The organism is Pseudomonas mandelii (assembly GCF_006438925.1).
Lineage (GTDB): Bacteria > Pseudomonadota > Gammaproteobacteria > Pseudomonadales > Pseudomonadaceae > Aquipseudomonas > Aquipseudomonas mandelii_C.
Genome location: NZ_RCZA01000001.1, coordinates 497,649 through 516,671 on the forward strand (window position 1 = coordinate 497,649; position 19,023 = coordinate 516,671).

The following is a 19,023-nucleotide window of genomic DNA, read 5'->3' on the forward strand; positions in this document are numbered from 1 at the left end:
TTTAAAGCGTGGCGAACTGCATTTTCACACAGCGGTCGCTCCCACAAGGGAATCTAACGCTGATCGCTATTTGATCAGCCGCCAAGTGAACGGATACCGGTAAGGCACCCCTTCATTGGCCTTCACGCCGCCGATGATCGTCAGCACCAGCGCACCAATCGCTAACAAACCGAACAGGAAGAACCCGACGATCACCACCATCAGCAGCAAGCAGATGGCGGAAGCAATGGCGACGGTGATCTGAAAGTTCAGCGCCTCCTTGCCCTGCGCATCGATGAACGGGTCCATCTCGCGCTTCATCTGCCAGAGAATCAGCGGGCCGATCAACGTGCCGAACGGAACCCAGATCCCCAGCAAGGCGGACAAGTGACAGAACATCGCCCACTGCCGAACCTCTTTGCTCGGTGTGGGAAGCAGCTGTTGCTCGTCACTCATAACGTCCTCCTTGTGTGGAGCGGCCCGATCAATCGGCCAGTGCAGCCTTTTGCAGTTCGAAGATTTCGGTCATGCCTTTCTTCGCCAGTTCCAGCATAGCGTTCAGCTCTTCCGGCTGGAACGGTGCGCCTTCGGCAGTGCCCTGGACTTCGATGAAGCCGCCCGTGCTGGTCATCACTACGTTCAGGTCGGTCTCGGCGGCCGAGTCTTCCAGGTAGTCGAGGTCGAGTACCGGCTCACCCTGGTACATACCCACCGATACGGCAGCAATCATTTGCTTCAGCGGGTCGCCGCCTTTCAGGCCGCCGCGCTTCTTGATCACTTTCAAGGCATCGACCAGTGCAACCATGGCGCCGGTGATGGACGCGGTGCGGGTGCCGCCGTCAGCCTGGATCACGTCGCAATCGACGTACAGGGTAACGTCGCCCAGCTTGGACATGTCCAGCGAAGCGCGCAGGGAACGACCGATCAGACGCTGGATTTCCAGGGTGCGGCCGCCTTGTTTGCCACGGCTCGCTTCACGCTGGTTACGCTCGCCAGTGGCGCGCGGCAGCATGCCGTATTCAGCGGTCAACCAGCCTTGGCCCTGACCTTTGAGGAAACGCGGCACGCCGTTCTCGACGCTGACGGTGCAGATGACTTTGGTATCACCGAACTCGACCAGTACAGATCCCTCGGCGTGTTTGGTGTAGTTGCGGGTAATGCGGATCGAGCGGAGCTGATCGGCAGCGCGACCACTTGGACGTTTCATAGGGAATACCTGTACGGGGGACGGAAAACTGCGGAGCATTATAGAGCCGCAGGGCCGTGAGTGGGCACTTCTAAAAAATCCCCCGACGACTGAAGGCCCTGAATAGCGCTTTACCGACGGCCTGCAGCCCTTTGTCACTCCGTGTGTTTGGGCGCATTCGCCCCACTGCGCTACAATCCTGCGCCTTTGCTGCCTCTGGGCTTAAATTCATATAGATCAGGCCTGCGAAACCTTTGGTAACGCATGAACCTGCATTGCGAGGTACCTCCATGGTGCACAGCATGACCGCCTTCGCCCGCGTCGAAAAAGCCGGCACCCAAGGCACCCTGAGCTGGGAACTGCGCTCGGTCAACAGCCGCTACCTGGAGCCGCACTTGCGTTTGCCAGAGTCCTTTCGCGACCTCGAAGGCGCGGTCCGCGAAGCCCTGCGCCAGGGAATCTCCCGGGGCAAGCTCGAATGCACCTTGCGCTTCACCGAAGAAAATACCGACAAACCCCTGCAAGTGGACCGCGAGCGCGCCGCGCAATTGGTCGCCGCCGCCGAGACCATCGCCGGTCTGATCAAAAACCCGGCCGCGCTGAACCCGCTGGAAGTCCTGGCCTGGCCCGGCGTGCTGGTGGGCGACGCGACCGACCCGCAAGCCCTGAATGCCGAAGCCCTGGCGCTGTTCAACGAAGGCCTGAAAGAACTCAAGGCCGGCCGCGAGCGCGAAGGCGCGGAGCTGGCGCGGTTGATCAACGATCGACTGACCTCTATTGAAGAAGACGTGGTGACCCTGCGTGAACTGGTCCCGCAGATGCTTGCAACCCAGCGCCAGAAAGTCCTCGACCGCTTCGCCGACATGAAGGCCGAGATGGATCCGCAGCGGCTGGAGCAGGAAATGGTCATGCTCGCGCAAAAGAGCGACGTCGCCGAAGAACTGGATCGCCTGAGCACTCACATCATCGAAGTTCGCCGGGTACTCAAATCCGGTGGTGCTGCCGGTCGGCGCCTGGACTTTCTGATGCAAGAGCTCAACCGCGAAGCCAACACACTGGGCTCCAAAGCCTTCGACCCGCGCAGCACCCAGGCGGCGGTCAACCTCAAAGTGTTGATCGAGCAGATGCGCGAACAAGTGCAGAATATTGAGTAAGGCAACCCTGACATGACCCACAGCACCGGCACCCTGTACATCATTTCCGCACCTTCGGGCGCGGGCAAGAGCAGCCTGGTAAAGGCCTTGACCGACTCCGATCAGGAGATCCGTGTCTCCGTCTCCCACACCACCCGCGCCATGCGCCCCGGGGAAGTGAACGGCGTGAACTATCACTTCGTCTCCCGCGAAGCGTTTGTAAAGATGGGTGAACATGGCGACTTCCTGGAGCGCGCCGAAGTGTTCGGCAATCTCTACGGCACCTCGCAAAGCCACTTGCAGCAGACCCTCGACGCAGGCCACGACCTGATCCTGGAAATCGACTGGCAAGGCGCTGAGCAAGTGCGCAAGTTGATGCCCCAGGCTCGTTCGATCTTCATTCTGCCGCCGTCCCTGCAAGCCTTGCACCAGCGCCTGACCAATCGCGGCCAGGACAGCGACGAGATCATTGACGGGCGGATGCGCGAAGCCGTCAGCGAGATGAGTCACTACGTCGACTACGATTACCTGATCATCAACGACGATTTCGCCCACGCACTGCGCGATTTACAGGCGATTTTCCGTGCCAATCAGCTTCATCAGAAGCGCCAGCAGCAGCGTCACGGAAAACTTTTGGCCGAATTGCTCGGCTAAACAGCTCTTCCCAAAACCGCTGCAAGGGCTTTACATTGGCACTTGCAGCGCGTTGAAGGGCTTGGTCAAAAAATCAGCGCTTCCCTAATCGCTGGTGATTTTTTAAACTGTTGAGTCCGCTCGCCCAACCGGGCAGCGCGCATATTGCATTCGCTCCGAGGAATACCATGGCCCGCGTAACCGTTGAAGATTGCCTAAACCACGTGGAAAACCGCTTTGAGCTGGTCATGCTGTCTACCAAGCGTGCCCGTCAACTGGCCACCGGCGGCAAAGAGCCACTGGTTCAGTGGGAAAACGACAAGCCTACCGTTGTAGCCTTGCGTGAAATCGCTGAAGGCCTGATGAGCTACGAGTTCATCGCCAACGCTGAAATCGTCGAAGACGAACCGCTGTTCGCAGCGTTCGAGGACGAGTCCAACGAGGCAGTCTAAGCCATGCCTGGTCGACGTAGCACGGCGCGGGGTCACAGCGAACGGCAGGTTTCATCATGCCGAGCATAGACGCCCTCGCCGATCGCTTATCGACCTACCTCGGCAAGGACCAGGTCAACCTGGTCCGCCGAGCGTACTTCTACGCCGAACAAGCCCACGATGGCCAACGCCGCCGCAGCGGTGAGGCGTACGTCACGCACCCACTCGCGGTTGCGAATATTCTTGCCGACATGCACATGGACCATCAGAGCCTGATGGCTGCGATGCTGCATGACGTGATCGAAGACACCGGTATTGCCAAGGAAGCGCTGCAAGCGCAATTCGGCGAAACCGTGGCCGAACTGGTCGACGGGGTCAGCAAACTGACCCAGATGAACTTCGAGACCAAGGCCGAAGCCCAGGCTGAAAACTTCCAGAAAATGGCCATGGCCATGGCCCGCGATATTCGCGTGATTCTGGTCAAACTGGCCGACCGTCTGCACAACATGCGGACCCTGGAAGTCCTGTCCGGCGAAAAACGCCGACGGATCGCCAAGGAAACCCTGGAAATCTATGCGCCTATCGCCAACCGGCTGGGCATGCACGCCATCCGCATAGAATTCGAAGACCTCGGCTTCAAGGCCATGCACCCGATGCGTTCCGCACGGATCAACCAGGCGGTCAAACGCGCCCGGGGCAACCGCAAGGAAATCGTCAACAAGATCGAAGAATCCCTCAGCCACTGCCTGGCCATCGACGGCATTCAGGGCGAGGTCAGCGGTCGTCAAAAACACCTCTACGGCATCTACAAGAAAATGCGCGGCAAGCGTCGGGCCTTCAACGAGATCATGGACGTCTATGCGTTCCGGATCATCGTCGACAAGGTCGATACCTGCTACCGCGTACTGGGTGCTGTGCATAATTTGTACAAACCGTTGCCGGGGCGCTTCAAGGATTACATCGCGATCCCCAAGGCCAACGGCTACCAGTCGCTGCACACCACGCTGTTCGGCATGCACGGTGTACCGATCGAGATTCAGATCCGTACCCGTGAAATGGAAGAGATGGCCAACAACGGCATTGCCGCCCATTGGCTGTACAAATCCAGCGGCGACGAGCAGCCAAAAGGCACTCACGCCCGCGCCCGCCAGTGGGTCAAAGGCGTGCTGGAGATGCAGCAACGCGCCGGAAACTCGCTGGAATTCATCGAGAGCGTGAAGATCGACCTGTTTCCGGACGAGGTCTACGTGTTCACGCCCAAAGGCCGGATCATGGAGCTGCCCAAAGGCTCCACGGCGGTCGACTTCGCTTACGCGGTGCACACCGACGTGGGCAACAGCTGCATTGCCTGTCGGATCAATCGACGTCTCGCACCGCTGTCCGAACCGCTGCAAAGCGGCTCCACGGTCGAGATCGTCAGCGCCCCCGGGGCTCGACCGAATCCGGCGTGGCTCAACTTCGTGGTCACCGGCAAGGCGCGGACTCACATCCGCCATGCGTTGAAACTGCAACGCCGCTCCGAATCCATCAGCCTCGGCGAACGCCTGCTGAACAAGGTTCTCAACGGGTTCGACAGCTCGCTGGAGAAAGTAGCAGCCGAGCGCGTCAAGGCGATGCTCACCGAGTACCGCCTGGAACTGATCGAGGACCTGCTCGAAGATATCGGCCTGGGCAATCGCATGGCTTACGTTGTCGCCCGCCGACTGCTTGGTGAAGGCGAACAGCTGCCGAGCTCGGAAGGCCCGCTGGCGATTCGCGGCACTGAAGGCCTGGTGCTCAGCTACGCCAAGTGCTGCACACCGATCCCGGGCGACCCGATTGTCGGCCACCTGTCCGCGGGCAAAGGCATGGTCGTGCACCTGGACAACTGCCGCAACATCAGCGAAATCCGCCACAACCCGGAAAAATGCATCCAGCTCTCGTGGGCCAAGGATGTCACCGGTGAATTCAATGTCGAACTGCGCGTCGAGCTGGAACACCAGCGCGGCCTGATCGCCCTGCTGGCCAGCAGCGTCAACGCGGCCGACGGCAATATCGAAAAAATCAGCATGGACGAACGCGATGGTCGCATCAGCGTGGTCCAACTGGTGGTCAGCGTGCACGACCGCGTGCACCTGGCCCGCGTGATCAAGAAACTGCGCGCCCTGACCGGGGTGATTCGCATCACTCGCATGCGTGCGTAAGCCACTCATTACAAGGAGTCATTCATGACCAAAACAGTTATTACCAGCGACAAGGCCCCGGCCGCTATCGGCACTTACTCCCAGGCGATCAAGGCCGGCAACACCGTTTACATGTCGGGTCAAATTCCTCTGGACCCAAAAACCATGGAACTGGTAGAAGGTTTCGAAGCCCAGACCGTCCAGGTGTTCGAGAACCTCAAAGCCGTGGCTGAAGCCGCTGGCGGTTCGTTCAAGGACATCGTCAAACTGAACATCTTCCTCACCGACCTGAGCCACTTCGCCAAGGTCAACGAGATCATGGGCAAGTACTTTGACCAGCCTTACCCTGCCCGCGCCGCCATCGGCGTAGCAGCCCTGCCAAAGGGTTCGCAGGTTGAGATGGATGCCATTCTGGTCATCGAGTAATGCGTCCGGCGCAGCCTTCTAAAGGCTGCGCCGATCTTGCTTTGAAAGGATTCCACCATGCGCCAAGCGCTAGCTCTCTCGCTGGTCGCCCTACTCTTGGGCGGTTGTGCCAGCAACCCTGCCGACCGTGACATCAGCGGCACCTGGATCAATCAGGCGGCCATCGATGTTGCAGCCAAAGGCGGCCCCCTGCGCGAAGCGCTCCAGGCTTATGGCCCGAACCTGGAATGGGACGTCAACACCAAGGCCGGTCAGGCCCGCTACACCAACGGTTTTGAAAACGTCGATGGCAAGCTGCTAGGCGAAGAGTCCGGCGCCTGGAAGGTCGACTTTTATGGCAGCTCGGGTAGTGAGCTGAAGCGTGACGGCAAGCAATTGAGCCAGGTCGCCAGCGACAATGAGCCGGAGCAAGTCTTCGACCGCGCGCAGGTTACGGTGCCAGAGGGCGCACCGGTGGGCGCCAGTTTCGAACGCGCACTGTATTCAGCCTACATGGGCGGCAGCTGGAAAGTCGTCAGCGGTCCCGGTGAAGGCAATACCGTGCAGTTCCAGGCTGACGGCCAGGTTGCAGGCCTGCCGGGGGCGGATCGTTATGCCCTGTGCCTGGCCGGTGATTGCGCGTCGATGAGCGGCGGCAATGACAACATGTGGCTACAGGCGAATGGTCAGGGCAACACCTGGATCTTTGCGCGCAAGGGCAAGGAACTGGAAATCCTCCAGGCAGTGAACACCGCACAGGCGGATGAAATGCCGCAGTTCACCCCGGGTGATCGCAAGTGGTTGCTGGAAAAACAGTGATACAGAATATAGGAGCCTGCGGGCTCCTTTTTCTTTAGCCTGCGCCGTGAAATTCTTCACCCCTCTCAAGGATTGAACATGCGCCCACTGCTTGTCCTCAGCCTTTTGCTGCTCGGCGGCTGCACCTCTATTCCCGCAGAAACGGATATCAGTGGTATCTGGATCAATCAGGCGGCCATCGATGCAGCGGCCCAAGGCCAGTCTTTACATGAATCCTTAAACACCCATGGCCGGAATCTGGAATGGGACATCAACACTCGCACCGGCAAGGCGCAAGTGAGCAGCGGTTTTGAGAGGGGTGGAGGCCAACTGCTGCAAAAGTCACCCAATGCCTGGACCGTCGACTACAACGGCTACGGCACTGACGAACTGCGCCTGGATGGCAAGCGACTGACCCAACTGGCCAAGGAGCACGTCCCCCAGCAGGTGTTCAGTCGCCCCAGCAAGACCGCCAAAACGCATACGAAGTGGGGTAGCACCTTCAGGAGCGCCCTGAACGCTGCTTATATGGGCGGGCAGTGGAAAATCATCGACAGTCACGGAACAGGCCAGCGGGTCGAGTTTACGGAAGATGGCCATGTTTCAGGGTTACCGGGAACCGATCGATACGAGTTATGCCTGGACGGTGATTGCGCCAGCCAAGGCGCAGGGAATGACACCTTGTATCTGGGCACGGGCGACCTGAGTGACACATGGATTTTCGTTCGCAAAGGCAAGCAACTGGAGATTTTCCAGGCAATCAATCAATCCCGGCCAGACGAAATCCCCCAATTCACCCCCGGCCCACGCCAGTGGCTGCTGGTAAAACAATGACCCAAAAACAAAGGCGCCCGCAGGCGCCTGTTGTTTAGAAGCTCGCTCAACTCAACTCCCCCTGGGCAAGTATCGCGGCATAACCTTCGCGGTAACTTGGGTACTTCGGTGTCCAGCCCAAGGCTTTGGCCCGCACATTGCGGCAGCGCTTGCTGCCAGTGCGCCGCACGCTCGCATCGTCATCCCATTCGGTCACGCCCAAATACTCTCGTAGCCAGCCTACCACTTCTGCCAGCGGTGCTGGCGCATCGTCGACGCCGATATAGACGTCATCCAGCGCCACGCCGCGCCGGTCCGCCTCAAGCAAGCAGGCCATCAGCCCCGCCGCGTCGTCTGCATGAATACGGTTGCCATACAACGGCGGATCGACCGCAACGCGATAGCCGCGGCGAACTTGGGTCAACAGCCACTCACGGCCGGGACCATAGATACCGGTTAAACGCACGACGCTGGCAGGAATGCCGCTATTGAGGGCAATCTGCTCGGCTTCCAGCATCACACGCCCTGAATAGCCAGCGGCTACAGCAGGCGAAGTCTCATCGACCCACTCGCCATCCTGCTGGCCATACACACTGCTGCTGGAAACAAACAGCAGGCGGTCGGGCACCTGACCGTAGTCGCCCAGCCACTCCAGCACGTGCTGCAAACCCTGAACATAAGCGGCGCGGTAACCCGCCTCATCGTGATCAGTGGCCGCCGCGCAATACACCAGGTAATCCACCGCACCGACTGGCCAGGTCGCTGGACAGTCTTCATTGAACAAGTCACCGGCAACGCCAATCACCCCCTTGGGCAGGCGCGAGACGTCACGCCTCAGGCCATAAACCTCCCACCCGGAAGCGATCAATTGCGTAGCCAGACGACTGCCAACATCACCGCAGCCGGCGATCAAAACAGAAGGCGCGGACATCAGAAAACTCCCTCAAGAAAGGTACAGACTAGCGCCCGAAATGGATGAGCGGCTAGTAATGGAGGAAAAAAAGAGACGCTATTACTTTTGTTAACAAGAATTAATTGCAATAATGCCAGCCACTTTTGTTCTCGGCCTTACGAGGCCTGGAAGAGCATTTACCGTTTTTCTTTCTCAGGTCCGGCCAGCATGACACCCAATCAATTCCCCGCTTCGCCTACCAAACGACCTCGCGCCTGGAGCGCAGTGGCCGCCCTCCTGCTCAGCCTGATGCTGGCGCCGACCGCCGCTTTCGCTGACGCACAGACGCCAGCCACTCCAGCAGCCACTGCAGCTCCAGCTCCAGCTCCAGCCGATCATGTTACTCCGCCTGCGACCGACCCGGCCCAAGCCGTAGACACCACCGCCGAAGACGTTCCGGAAGTCCTCGAAGCCGACAATAGTCTGGGCATGGCCCACGACCTGTCGCCGTGGGGCATGTACCAGAACGCCGACATCATCGTGAAAATCGTGATGATCGGTCTGGCCATCGCCTCGATCATCACCTGGACCATCTGGATCGCCAAGGGTTTCGAGCTGATGGGCGCCAAGCGTCGTCTACGCACCGAAATCGTCCACCTGAAAAAAGCCACCACGCTTAAAGAAGCCAGTGCGACAGCCACCAAGCATGGCACCCTCGCCAACTTGCTGGTGCATGACGCCCTGGAAGAGATGCGTTTGTCGGTCAACAGCCGCGAGAAAGAAGGCATCAAGGAACGCGTCGCCTTCCGCCTTGAGCGTCTGGTTGCAGCCTGCGGTCGGAACATGAGCAGCGGCACCGGCGTGCTCGCCACCATCGGTTCCACCGCGCCGTTCGTCGGCCTGTTCGGTACCGTGTGGGGCATCATGAACAGCTTCATCGGCATCGCCAAAACCCAGACCACCAACCTCGCCGTCGTGGCTCCCGGCATCGCCGAAGCCCTGCTGGCAACCGCGCTGGGTCTGGTTGCAGCGATCCCGGCCGTAGTGATCTACAACGTTTTTGCCCGCTCCATTGCCGGTTACAAGGCACAAGTATCCGATGCCTCGGCTGAAGTCCTGCTGCTGGTGAGCCGCGACCTCGATCACCTGCCGACCACCGAGCGCTCCGCGCAACCCCACATGGTCAAAGTAGGGTAATCAGCCATGGGCTTGCATTTGAGAGAAGGCGCAGACGACGATCTGGCCGAGAACCACGAAATCAACGTCACGCCGTTCATCGACGTGATGCTGGTGCTGTTGATCATCTTCATGGTGGCGGCCCCGCTCGCCACTGTGGACATCAAGGTCGACCTGCCTGCCTCCAGCGCCAAACCGGCGCCACGGCCAGAGAAACCAGTGTTCCTCAGCGTCAAGGCTGACCAGCGCCTGTTCCTCGGCGAAGACGAAGTGAAGGCCGAAGCACTCGGTGCCACCCTCGACGCCAGGACCAAAGGCAAGAAAGACACGACGATCTTCTTCCAGGCCGACAAAGGTGTGGATTACGGCGACCTGATGAGCGTGATGGACAACCTGCGCTCTGCCGGTTACCTGAAGGTGGGTCTGGTCGGACTCGAGACGGCAGTCAAGAAATGATCACGACGCGCCAAAAGCTGACGCGTTACAGCGCGAGCCTGGCCGTGGTGCTGGGCGTCCATGCGCTGGCCATTGCGCTGGCGCTGAACTGGACGTCGCGCCCACCGATCGAGCTACCGCCGCAGGCGATGATGGTCGAGTTGGCGCCAGTTCCGGCACCGCCACCACCGGCACCGCCGAAGGTCATCACGCCGCCACAGCCACCCGCCCCGGTGGAAGAACTGCCGATACCGAAACTGGCTGAAGTACCGAAGGCCGAGATTACGGTGCCGAAACCGGTCAAACCCAAGCCAAAGCCTCAACCGCCCAAGCCTGTGGAGAAAAAGCCGGAACCGCCTAAAGAGAAGCCGTCCGAGGAAAAACCGAGCGACGCGCAACCGACTCAGGCGCCAACGGAGAAATCCGCTCAGCCGGCACCGGGCCCTTCACCGGCGCAGCAAGCGGCCAAGGCCAGCTGGCAGAGCGAATTGCTCGCGCATCTGGCCAAGCATAAGAAGTATCCACCCGCTGCAAGATTGCGGAACAAGGAAGGTGTGAACCGTCTACGTTTCGTGGTGGATGCGCAAGGTAATGTGTTGTCGTTCGAACTGGAGAGCCCTTCCGGCAACGCCGATCTGGACCGCGCCACCCTGCAAATGATCCGGGAGGCTCAACCACTGCCCAAGCCGCCGGCCGACATGTTGACCAACGGCGCCATCGAAATCGTTGCACCGTTTGTTTACTCGCTGGAAAAACGCCGGCGCTAAACCACCGCCGAACCATTGTGGGAGCGAGCCTGCTCGCGAAGAGGCCATCACATCCAACATCCATGTTGACTGATACACCGCATTCGCGAGCAGGCTCGCTCCCACAGAGATCTCCGGCAGCAGGAATATCCGTGAAAGGCACCCGAAAGGTGCCTTTTGCATATCCGCCAGGGCAAACCTGCTTTGCCCTGTGTCACTCAACACACTCAGTCTGATAACGTGCGTCTATCGATTGCAGCCGGTATGCTTGGCTCGCAACTTCATGGACGCTTGCTATGACTCTTACAGAATTACGCTACATCGTTACCCTCGCCCAAGAGCAGCACTTCGGCCACGCGGCCGAGCGTTGCCACGTCAGTCAGCCGACCCTGTCGGTGGGCGTGAAAAAGCTTGAAGACGAACTCGGTGTGCTGATTTTCGAGCGCAGCAAGAGTGCCGTGCGCCTGACCCCGGTCGGCGAAGGCATTGTCGCCCAGGCGCAGAAAGTGCTGGAACAGGCCCAAGGCATCCGCGAACTGGCCCAGGCCGGCAAGAACCAGCTGACCGCGCCGCTGAAAGTCGGCGCCATCTACACCGTCGGCCCGTACCTGTTTCCGCACCTGATTCCACAACTGCACCGGGTCGCCCCGCAGATGCCGTTGTACATCGAAGAAAACTTCACCCACGTGCTGCGCGACAAACTGCGCAACGGCGAGCTCGACGCGATCATCATCGCCTTGCCGTTCAACGAAGCTGACGTGCTGACCCTCCAGCTCTACGACGAACCGTTCTACGTCCTGATGCCGGCCCAGCACCCGTGGACCCAAAAAGAATCCATCGACGCCGCCCTGCTCAACGACAAGAGCCTGCTGCTGCTCGGCGAAGGCCACTGCTTCCGCGATCAAGTGCTGGAAGCCTGCCCGACCCTGGCCAAAGGCAACGACGGCGCCAAACACACCACCGTGGAATCCAGTTCCCTGGAAACCATCCGCCACATGGTTGCGTCTGGCCTGGGCATTTCGATCCTGCCGCTGTCCGCGGTGGACAGCCATCACTACGCCCCCGGTGTCCTCGAAGTGCGTCCACTGACGCCGCCGGTACCGTTCCGCACCGTAGCCATCGCCTGGCGCGCGAGCTTCCCGCGGCCGAAGGCGATTGAAATCCTCGCTGACTCCATTCGCCTGTGCTCGGTGGCCAAGCCGCAAGCACCGGTGGTTGCGGCCTAAGTCGCTGCCATGACCGAGTTGTCGCAAGTGTCGGTGACGGCACTCAAGGGTGTCGGCGAAGCCATGGCCGAGAAGTTGGCCAAGGTCGGCCTGGAGAATCTCCAGGACGTGCTTTTTCACCTGCCGCTGCGCTATCAGGACCGCACTCGCGTAGTCCCGATCGGCCATTTGCGACCCGGGCAAGACGCCGTGATCGAAGGCACCGTCAGCGGCGCCGACGTGGTCATGGGCCGGCGCCGCAGCCTCGTTGTTCGTCTTCAAGACGGCACCGGCGGGCTCAGCCTGCGTTTCTACCATTTCAGCAACGCCCAGAAAGAAGGCCTCAAACGCGGCACGCGCATTCGCTGCTACGGCGAAGCACGGCCCGGTGCATCGGGGCTGGAAATCTATCACCCGGAATACCGCGCCATCACCGGTGACGAGCCGCCGCCGGTGGATGAAACCCTGACCCCGGTTTACCCGCTCACCGAAGGCCTGACCCAACAGCGCTTGCGCCAATTGTGCATGCAGACCCTGACGATGCTCGGTCCCACCAGTCTGCCCGACTGGCTGCCGACCGAACTGGCGCGGGACTATCAACTGGCGCCGCTGGCCGATGCAATCCGCTACCTGCACCACCCGCCGGCCGATGCCGATGTCGATGAACTCGCCCTCGGTCATCACTGGGCGCAGCACCGTCTGGCCTTCGAAGAACTGCTGACCCATCAACTGTCCCAGCAGCGCCTGCGCGAGAGCATGCGCTCCCTGCGCGCGCCGGCGATGCCGAAAGCCACTCGGCTGCCGGCCCACTATCTGGCCAACCTTGGCTTCACTCCGACCGGCGCTCAGCAACGTGTCGGCAACGAAATCGCCTACGACCTCAGTCAGCACGAACCGATGCTGCGGCTGATTCAGGGCGACGTCGGCGCGGGTAAAACCGTGGTCGCTGCACTCGCCGCACTCCAGGCCTTGGAGGCCGGTTATCAAGTGGCGCTGATGGCGCCCACCGAAATCCTCGCCGAGCAGCACTTCATCACCTTCAAACGCTGGCTCGAACCGCTGGGCATCGAAGTCGCATGGCTGGCCGGCAAGCTCAAAGGCAAGAACCGCGTGGCCGCACTGGAGCAGATTGCCAACGGCACACCGATGGTGGTCGGCACCCACGCACTGTTTCAGGACGAAGTGCAGTTCAAAAACCTCGCACTGGCGATCATCGACGAACAGCACCGCTTCGGCGTGCAGCAACGGCTGGCGTTGCGGCAGAAAGGTGTCGGCGGGCGGATGTGTCCGCACCAGTTGATCATGACCGCCACACCGATTCCCCGGACGCTGGCCATGAGCGCCTACGCCGACCTCGACACCTCGATCCTCGACGAACTGCCGCCCGGCCGGACCCCGGTGAACACCGTGCTGATCACCGATACCCGGCGCGTCGAAGTCATCGAGCGGGTGCGCGGCGCCTGTGCCGAAGGGCGTCAGGCCTATTGGGTGTGCACGCTGATTGAAGAGTCGGAAGAGCTGACCTGTCAGGCCGCCGAAACCACCTACGAAGACCTCACCGCCGCCCTCGGCGAGTTGAAGGTCGGGCTGATCCACGGTCGCATGAAGCCCGTCGAAAAAGCCGCGGTCATGGCCGAATTCAAGGCCGGCAACCTGCAACTGCTGGTCGCCACCACGGTGATCGAAGTCGGCGTCGACGTGCCCAACGCCAGCCTGATGATCATCGAAAACCCGGAACGCCTCGGGCTTGCGCAATTGCACCAGTTGCGCGGTCGTGTCGGTCGAGGCAGCGCGGCCAGTCATTGCGTGCTGCTTTACCATCCGCCGCTTTCACAGATCGGTCGTCAGCGTTTGGGCATCATGCGCGAAACCAACGACGGGTTTGTCATCGCCGAAAAAGACCTTGAGCTGCGCGGCCCCGGCGAAATGCTCGGTACGCGTCAGACCGGCCTGCTGCAATTCAAGGTCGCTGACCTGATGCGCGACGCCGATCTGCTACCCGCCGTGCGCGACGCCGCCCAGGCGCTGCTGGAACGCTGGCCGGATCACGTCAGCCCGCTGCTCGACCGCTGGCTACGTCATGGGCAGCAATACGGCCAAGTGTGAGCACCGTCGCAGTTTCTGAACCACCGTTCTGAGCAAGCTGGTTATACTCCTGCCATTGTTTTAAAACGGATACAGACCATGACCGAAGTTGCCCTCGCACCCGCCTCCCCGCACGCTCCGTCGGTTATTCGGCTGATGCTGGGCAAACTGGGTATCGCCTACGAAGAAGTCCTCGACCATCACGGCCTGAACGCCGCACGCAAAGTGCAGGCAGTTCTGCTTGATGACGCCGTGGGCACGCTCATGGTGCTGTTCCCGCAGAGCCAATTGCTGGACCTCAATAGCCTCGCCGAATTGACGGGTCGCCGCCTTACCGCCGTGTCGACCGAACGGCTGGTAAAAATGCTCGGCAAACACAACCTGAGTCTGCTGCCCGGCATGCCGGCGCTCACCAGTTCACCGTGCCTGTATGAAGAAAGCCTGCTGCGCGAGCCGAAGGTGCTGATCAACTCGGGCGAGCCGGGCGTGTTGCTGGAGATCACCAGCGAAGACTTCAAGACCATGCTGACCAAGGCCAGCGCCGCCAACTTCGGCGAAGCGCTGACCAGCATTCGCCCGAACCTCGACCGCCCCCACGATGACCGCGAGGAAATCACCCAGGCCGTTCAAGCGTTCACCGCGCGGCGCATCCAGCAGCGTCTGGAAGAAACCATCGAGATTCCGCCGCTGGCCGAGACCGCACAGAAAATCATCAAACTGCGCGTCGACCCCAACGCCACCATCGACGACATCACCGGCGTCGTCGAAACCGACCCGGCCCTGGCCGCACAAGTCGTGAGCTGGGCGGCGTCGCCGTACTACGCCTCACCGGGCAAAATTCGTTCAGTAGAAGACGCGATCGTGCGGGTGCTGGGCTTCGACCTGGTGATCAACCTGGCGCTGGGCCTGGCCTTGGGCAAAACCCTGAGCCTGCCCAAAGACCACCCGCAACACACCACGCCGTACTGGCAGCAATCGATCTACACCGCCGCCGTCATCGAAGGCCTGACCCGCGCCATGCCCCGCGCACAGCGCCCGGAAGCCGGCCTGACCTACCTCGCCGGCCTGCTGCACAACTTCGGCTACTTGCTGCTGGCCCACGTCTTCCCGCCACACTTCTCGCTGATCTGCCGCCACCTGGAGGTCAACCCGCACCTGTGCCACAGCTACGTCGAGCAACACTTGCTGGGCATCAGCCGTGAACAGATCGGCTCGTGGCTGATGCGCTACTGGGACATGCCCGAAGAACTGGCCACCGCGCTGCGCTTCCAGCACGACCCGGGCTACGACGGCGATTACGCCGAGTACCCAAACCTCGTGTGCCTGGCTGTGCGCTTGCTGCGCAGTCGTGGGATTGGCTCCGGCCCCGACGAAGACATCCCCGACGCGCTGCTAGAGCGCGTAGGCCTGACCCGCGACAAAGCCAACGACGTCGTCAGCAAAGTGCTTGAAGCTGAAGTGCTGCTGCGTGAACTGGCTTCGCAATTCACCCAGGTATAAAAAACCCGCTCCTACACTCGGTCGAATGTGGGAGCGGGCTTGCTCGCGAAGAATCCAACTCGGTCTAACTGGCGGACCTTAAACCTTGGCTTTTGCCTTCGCCTTCCTCGGCTTCAAATACTTGGTCAACCCCTGAAACCAGATCACCAGCGCCGGGTTGCCCTTGATCTGAATCGACTTGTCCTGAATCCCCGTCATAAACGCCAGCTGCTTGTTCTTCGCCTGCATCGTGGCAAAGCCATACGCCGCGTCTTTAAAGGCAATCGCAAACGCAGGCTCGGCATACACGCCGGACTTGCTGGTGATGCGCTGATCCCTCACAAAGAAATGCCGCGCCACTTTCCCGTCCAGGGTCTGTAGCTGAAACACCAATTCCTTGTCACCCAACTGCTGCTGAAACGCAGGATTAGTCCGACTGGCCTTCCCCATCAACAAACCCAGCATCCACAGAAGAAAACGAAATTTCATGCGCACAGCCTCAAAAGGAAAATGAACGGCCGGCGCAGTGTAGCGGCTTCAAGCGAGAACGCCACTGTCTGGTTGCGTTAGAAGAAGATGCCGGTCTTATTGACGCTGATGACTACCAAGTCATTGACGAAACCAGCTGTTTAAAAGCGAAGATATTTTGATCTTTCTACGCTCGAGTCCATCGGATATTTCCTTCAACACGCGGTGCTGTTCGTGAACTAGGCAGCCCTGGGCTTCATCGATAGTCTTTGTTCGTTACCGCAAAAACGGTGACACGGACGTGCAAGTCCGGTACATATCGCCGCACAATCGCCAATCCGAACACCGAGCGTTTTCATGCTCGCTGTAAATGATTTATGGCGGCTGTGCGTGGGAGGTCCCTTTGGGGTCTGCCGGGGTCCGATATGCCCGGTCTTGCACACCTGCGCACGGCTGCCACCCTTATTCGAATGCAAGCGAAGAGGACACAGCCACATCCAAAACACATATCGGGACATACCAATGATCAAGCCAACACCCAATCCTCCAGAACACGAAGACACATCCCCCTACGAATCCTTCGATTCCAAAAAGCTCCACGAAGCCGCCGAACGCGCCCTCGATCTTCACCTCGGCACACCTGCGGATAAAAAACCTAAACGTCGCAATGGCGACCTCTTCATCGTCGCTCCCGACCTCCACACCGAAACCCTCCTGGCCAACGCCTCGGAAGACGTGCTATCCATCAGCGCCATCGCCGCTGACCTGGCCGACAGTGTAGAAGGCTCGCGCCGCTCCGTCGCACTGGCACTCAGTAGAATGGCGGTCGGTGTGCATCTGTTAGTGGAGCGAGCGCTGGATCACATTGATTCGCCGGATCCGGCGGAGCATCGGGCTAAGACGTAGCAAGAAATACGAAGGGGACTGACGTCCCCTTCTTCATTCCAATGCATTGTCACGTCTGCACTCCGAGCTTTAAATGCAGTGACTTGCCTTGACCGATTCCGCCCCCTTCAATCCAATCCACCATCACCTGCTTCTCCAAAGGCAGCCGAGAGAATGCACGCTGCACGGCCTGACACTGCTGAACGCCGCCAGGAAAGTTCCAAAAGCACGAAAAAGCTGAAAATCACCATGCATCTACGCATACTTGTGCCGCACTTTCAGAATGGAATCTTCAAATGCCTTTTGCCTTACCCCGCCCTATCCTTATCCACACTATGATGCTGGCCAGTATGGCTTTTACCACAATTGCTGCCGCCAACAGTTTCGACTGTGCCAATGCTGCGACACCTACAGAAAAGGCAATATGTTCTGACCCATACACGCTTGGATTGGATCGTAAATTGGGGCAGGCATGGAAAACAGCAAAGGCAACAGTGAAAGACACCGTGATGCTGAAGGCTGATCAACGCCAATGGATTAAAAACCGCGACCACTGCGCTGCCGACTTTCATTGTTTGCGACGCAGTTATTCGATGCGGATTGCAGAGCTCCAACATGCAGGTAAACCATTCAATTGGAAAGGAACCTGGCAACGTATCCCGGCGGGGCGATTCGACAGCGCCGAATGGAAGATAAACGGGCGCGCGCCACAGTTCGGTTTCACCTCAAAAGCGTCAAATAAAATGGGCTCAGGAAATTTGACTGGTACGTTCAACCTGGAAGGCTCCCAAGGTATTTATCGAAGCGAAGATTGCACGTTATTGATGACACCAACCACCGGCCTCCTTTACGTCATCCAAGTGGGTGAATGCCACGGAACTGACGCAGCCTTTGGCGGACATTATGTCGCATCCGAACAACCACTTGATTTGAACTATGACCTGTTGTCGCTGGGACTCGTCCGGACGCAAGAAGAAGACGATGCGGCTCGGCAATTGCTTAAGGATGACTATCAAACCGTTCTGGATGCCAGTGACTCGTTTTACTACGTAGACGAGTCCGCCGCAGACAACCTGGGGGCTCAAGTCGCCAACATTCGGGTTTTGGGGCTTCCTCCTCCCAACGCCGCACTAATCATGCGCGGACGCGACGCTCAACTTTGGGTCGCGGCGCTGGTCAGCGATCAGAAGCAGAATTACCGCGTGCGCTATTACACTAACGTGCAGGGCTGGAAGGGACGTTTGCCAGGCCCGATTCAACGCTGGTATGCCGAACAATTCGATTGGCGCAAGGCGCCGCTGGATTACATGCCGTAGGCGCCAAAGGAAAGGGGACGGATTGCCCCCTTTTCCATCGAATATCAAGGTTACTTTAACAACGCTTTCAAACCTTCATAATCATAGCGTGTAAAAGATTCCTCAATACCTTTTGCCGCCACCTCTAAATACTGAGGAGATTTCAAATCACTAACCTTATATATAGAAAATATTGTGCCAGAGCTGAACTGATGCCGGATGCTGCCTTGCGTAACAGCAACTGACGGAGATTTGGAAACCAAATCGTCCTTAGATTTATAGGTTCTCACCAAATGGATGTCCTTGTACTGAGTCTCATCCACATTCAAAGCCACCGCTGGAGTTTTACTCAAAGACTCTATTGAAACTTTTCCCGCAGCATTCTTCCACTCGTCAGAGAACTCATAGATCGACTCCTCATAATCCTCGACGAGCGGTCTGTTAAGATCACAAACAGCTTTGTTGATGAGAATACCGTTTCTATCATTACGAATATTTGCATATATGCAATCGACAACGACATTGTCTCCTTGCCTACTCAGCGTAAAGTACGCTTCAAACGGGGTGCTCGACGCCAGGTTTTCATAGTGCAAAGCTTTAGCGCCATTAAAGTCAACGAAGTCTCTCGTAACTTCTCCTTTATCACCAATGACACCTTCAACAATTTTGCTTCCGCCCGACCACCTAACTTTCAGGCTCTGAGTCGCTTTATCTACTTCATAAACATCTCCCGCAGGGACTGTTGCTTCTTCAGCAGCAGATACGGCAAACGAGAGGCCAATGAACAACAACGCAAACAGGTTTTTCTTTTTCATTC

The 19,023-nt window shown here is 59.0% G+C and carries 20 protein-coding genes; 15 read left to right on the forward strand and 5 right to left on the reverse strand.

All coding sequences use genetic code 11. From position 1 onward, the window contains the following. Positions 1 to 66: 66 nt before the first annotated feature. Together EAH74_RS02385 and rph are read right to left on the reverse strand one after the other, a co-directional pair. Positions 67 to 435, reverse strand: a complete 369-nt coding sequence (locus EAH74_RS02385) for a DUF4870 domain-containing protein (protein ID WP_140675527.1) — start codon at positions 433 to 435, stop codon at positions 67 to 69. A 28-nt stretch (positions 436 to 463) separates the two neighbouring features. Then, entirely contained in the window at positions 464 to 1,186 is a 723-nt protein-coding gene (rph, locus tag EAH74_RS02390) for a ribonuclease PH (RefSeq protein ID WP_010465211.1), read from the reverse strand. Between the two features lie 269 nt (positions 1,187 to 1,455). Between rph and EAH74_RS02395 the strand changes: the two genes are divergently transcribed. The 7 genes from EAH74_RS02395 (at position 1,456) to EAH74_RS02425 (ending at position 7,561) form a co-directional block, all read left to right on the forward strand. After that, positions 1,456 to 2,319: a YicC/YloC family endoribonuclease gene (locus tag EAH74_RS02395; RefSeq protein WP_140675530.1), complete on the forward strand. Its 864-nt coding sequence runs from the start codon at positions 1,456 to 1,458 to the stop codon at positions 2,317 to 2,319. A gap of 12 nt (positions 2,320 to 2,331) precedes the next feature. Next, entirely contained in the window at positions 2,332 to 2,952 is a 621-nt protein-coding gene (gmk, locus tag EAH74_RS02400; protein ID WP_123367163.1) for a guanylate kinase, read from the forward strand. 167 nt (positions 2,953 to 3,119) lie between these two features. Continuing rightward, positions 3,120 to 3,383 carry a DNA-directed RNA polymerase subunit omega gene (gene rpoZ / locus EAH74_RS02405; RefSeq protein ID WP_007894670.1) on the forward strand — a complete coding sequence of 88 codons (264 nt, stop codon included), beginning with the start codon at positions 3,120 to 3,122 and terminating at the stop codon, positions 3,381 to 3,383. Between the two features lie 56 nt (positions 3,384 to 3,439). After that, entirely contained in the window at positions 3,440 to 5,545 is a 2,106-nt protein-coding gene (spoT, locus tag EAH74_RS02410; protein ID WP_123367164.1) for a bifunctional GTP diphosphokinase/guanosine-3',5'-bis pyrophosphate 3'-pyrophosphohydrolase, read from the forward strand. A gap of 24 nt (positions 5,546 to 5,569) precedes the next feature. Continuing rightward, positions 5,570 to 5,950 carry a RidA family protein gene (locus EAH74_RS02415; protein ID WP_003229509.1) on the forward strand — a complete coding sequence of 127 codons (381 nt, stop codon included), beginning with the start codon at positions 5,570 to 5,572 and terminating at the stop codon, positions 5,948 to 5,950. Positions 5,951 to 6,007: 57 nt separating this feature from the next. Further along, entirely contained in the window at positions 6,008 to 6,748 is a 741-nt protein-coding gene (locus EAH74_RS02420) for a hypothetical protein (protein ID WP_140675534.1), read from the forward strand. A 78-nt stretch (positions 6,749 to 6,826) separates the two neighbouring features. Continuing rightward, entirely contained in the window at positions 6,827 to 7,561 is a 735-nt protein-coding gene (locus EAH74_RS02425) for a hypothetical protein (RefSeq protein WP_140675537.1), read from the forward strand. Between the two features lie 46 nt (positions 7,562 to 7,607). Here EAH74_RS02425 and EAH74_RS02430 read toward each other — a convergent pair whose 3' ends face one another. Then, entirely contained in the window at positions 7,608 to 8,471 is an 864-nt protein-coding gene (locus tag EAH74_RS02430) for an SDR family oxidoreductase (protein WP_140675540.1), read from the reverse strand. Positions 8,472 to 8,660: 189 nt separating this feature from the next. Between EAH74_RS02430 and exbB the strand changes: the two genes are divergently transcribed. The 6 genes from exbB (at position 8,661) to EAH74_RS02465 (ending at position 15,579) form a co-directional block, all read left to right on the forward strand. After that, on the forward strand, positions 8,661 to 9,629 hold the full coding sequence (gene exbB / locus EAH74_RS02435) for a tonB-system energizer ExbB (RefSeq protein ID WP_140675543.1): 969 nt from the start codon (positions 8,661 to 8,663) through the stop codon (positions 9,627 to 9,629). 6 nt (positions 9,630 to 9,635) lie between these two features. After that, positions 9,636 to 10,064: a TonB system transport protein ExbD gene (gene exbD / locus EAH74_RS02440; protein ID WP_123367168.1), complete on the forward strand. Its 429-nt coding sequence runs from the start codon at positions 9,636 to 9,638 to the stop codon at positions 10,062 to 10,064. Then, entirely contained in the window at positions 10,061 to 10,810 is a 750-nt protein-coding gene (locus EAH74_RS02445) for an energy transducer TonB family protein (protein WP_140675546.1), read from the forward strand. The genes exbD and EAH74_RS02445 overlap by 4 nt, the downstream gene beginning before the upstream one ends. 275 nt (positions 10,811 to 11,085) lie before the next feature. Further along, positions 11,086 to 12,015, forward strand: coding sequence for a hydrogen peroxide-inducible genes activator (locus EAH74_RS02455; RefSeq protein WP_123367554.1), 930 nt, complete (start codon positions 11,086 to 11,088; stop codon positions 12,013 to 12,015). Positions 12,016 to 12,024: 9 nt separating this feature from the next. Next, positions 12,025 to 14,100 carry an ATP-dependent DNA helicase RecG gene (gene recG, locus EAH74_RS02460; protein WP_140675552.1) on the forward strand — a complete coding sequence of 692 codons (2,076 nt, stop codon included), beginning with the start codon at positions 12,025 to 12,027 and terminating at the stop codon, positions 14,098 to 14,100. A 78-nt stretch (positions 14,101 to 14,178) separates the two neighbouring features. Next, positions 14,179 to 15,579, forward strand: a complete 1,401-nt coding sequence (locus EAH74_RS02465; protein WP_140675555.1) for an aminoacyl-tRNA deacylase and HDOD domain-containing protein — start codon at positions 14,179 to 14,181, stop codon at positions 15,577 to 15,579. Positions 15,580 to 15,657: 78 nt separating this feature from the next. Here the strand turns inward: EAH74_RS02465 and EAH74_RS02470 are convergent, their stop codons facing one another. After that, complete coding sequence (locus tag EAH74_RS02470; RefSeq protein ID WP_140675558.1) at positions 15,658 to 16,047, reverse strand: helicase; 390 nt, start codon at positions 16,045 to 16,047, stop codon at positions 15,658 to 15,660. A gap of 501 nt (positions 16,048 to 16,548) precedes the next feature. Here EAH74_RS02470 and EAH74_RS02475 point away from each other — a divergent pair. Together EAH74_RS02475 and EAH74_RS02480 are read left to right on the forward strand one after the other, a co-directional pair. Next, positions 16,549 to 16,932 (forward strand): DUF6124 family protein, encoded by a 384-nt coding sequence (locus EAH74_RS02475; RefSeq protein ID WP_140675561.1) that lies wholly within the window; start codon positions 16,549 to 16,551, stop codon positions 16,930 to 16,932. 275 nt (positions 16,933 to 17,207) lie between these two features. Continuing rightward, complete coding sequence (locus tag EAH74_RS02480; RefSeq protein WP_140675565.1) at positions 17,208 to 18,227, forward strand: lysozyme inhibitor LprI family protein; 1,020 nt, start codon at positions 17,208 to 17,210, stop codon at positions 18,225 to 18,227. Positions 18,228 to 18,277: 50 nt separating this feature from the next. On the opposite strand, the gene EAH74_RS02485 is transcribed toward EAH74_RS02480, so the two are convergent. After that, positions 18,278 to 19,021 carry a hypothetical protein gene (locus EAH74_RS02485; protein ID WP_140675568.1) on the reverse strand — a complete coding sequence of 248 codons (744 nt, stop codon included), beginning with the start codon at positions 19,019 to 19,021 and terminating at the stop codon, positions 18,278 to 18,280. Positions 19,022 to 19,023: the final 2 nt, after the last annotated feature.

Bases quoted from the DNA above. Each gene is read 5' to 3' on its own strand.
- EAH74_RS02470 (WP_140675558.1), bottom strand. From the start codon at position 16,047: ATGAAATTTCGTTTTCTTCTGTGGATGCTGGGTTTGTTGATGGGGAAG.
- gmk (WP_123367163.1), top strand. From the start codon at position 2,332: ATGACCCACAGCACCGGCACCCTGTACATCATTTCCGCACCTTCGGGC.
- EAH74_RS02445 (WP_140675546.1), top strand. From the start codon at position 10,061: ATGATCACGACGCGCCAAAAGCTGACGCGTTACAGCGCGAGCCTGGCC.
- recG (WP_140675552.1), top strand. From the start codon at position 12,025: ATGACCGAGTTGTCGCAAGTGTCGGTGACGGCACTCAAGGGTGTCGGC.
- exbB (WP_140675543.1), top strand. From the start codon at position 8,661: ATGACACCCAATCAATTCCCCGCTTCGCCTACCAAACGACCTCGCGCC.
- spoT (WP_123367164.1), top strand. From the start codon at position 3,440: ATGCCGAGCATAGACGCCCTCGCCGATCGCTTATCGACCTACCTCGGC.
- EAH74_RS02475 (WP_140675561.1), top strand. From the start codon at position 16,549: ATGATCAAGCCAACACCCAATCCTCCAGAACACGAAGACACATCCCCC.
- EAH74_RS02425 (WP_140675537.1), top strand. From the start codon at position 6,827: ATGCGCCCACTGCTTGTCCTCAGCCTTTTGCTGCTCGGCGGCTGCACC.
- EAH74_RS02485 (WP_140675568.1), bottom strand. From the start codon at position 19,021: ATGAAAAAGAAAAACCTGTTTGCGTTGTTGTTCATTGGCCTCTCGTTT.
- EAH74_RS02430 (WP_140675540.1), bottom strand. From the start codon at position 8,471: ATGTCCGCGCCTTCTGTTTTGATCGCCGGCTGCGGTGATGTTGGCAGT.
- EAH74_RS02420 (WP_140675534.1), top strand. From the start codon at position 6,008: ATGCGCCAAGCGCTAGCTCTCTCGCTGGTCGCCCTACTCTTGGGCGGT.
- exbD (WP_123367168.1), top strand. From the start codon at position 9,636: ATGGGCTTGCATTTGAGAGAAGGCGCAGACGACGATCTGGCCGAGAAC.
- EAH74_RS02480 (WP_140675565.1), top strand. From the start codon at position 17,208: ATGCCTTTTGCCTTACCCCGCCCTATCCTTATCCACACTATGATGCTG.
- EAH74_RS02415 (WP_003229509.1), top strand. From the start codon at position 5,570: ATGACCAAAACAGTTATTACCAGCGACAAGGCCCCGGCCGCTATCGGC.
- EAH74_RS02385 (WP_140675527.1), bottom strand. From the start codon at position 435: ATGAGTGACGAGCAACAGCTGCTTCCCACACCGAGCAAAGAGGTTCGG.
- EAH74_RS02455 (WP_123367554.1), top strand. From the start codon at position 11,086: ATGACTCTTACAGAATTACGCTACATCGTTACCCTCGCCCAAGAGCAG.
- EAH74_RS02465 (WP_140675555.1), top strand. From the start codon at position 14,179: ATGACCGAAGTTGCCCTCGCACCCGCCTCCCCGCACGCTCCGTCGGTT.
- rph (WP_010465211.1), bottom strand. From the start codon at position 1,186: ATGAAACGTCCAAGTGGTCGCGCTGCCGATCAGCTCCGCTCGATCCGC.
- rpoZ (WP_007894670.1), top strand. From the start codon at position 3,120: ATGGCCCGCGTAACCGTTGAAGATTGCCTAAACCACGTGGAAAACCGC.
- EAH74_RS02395 (WP_140675530.1), top strand. From the start codon at position 1,456: ATGGTGCACAGCATGACCGCCTTCGCCCGCGTCGAAAAAGCCGGCACC.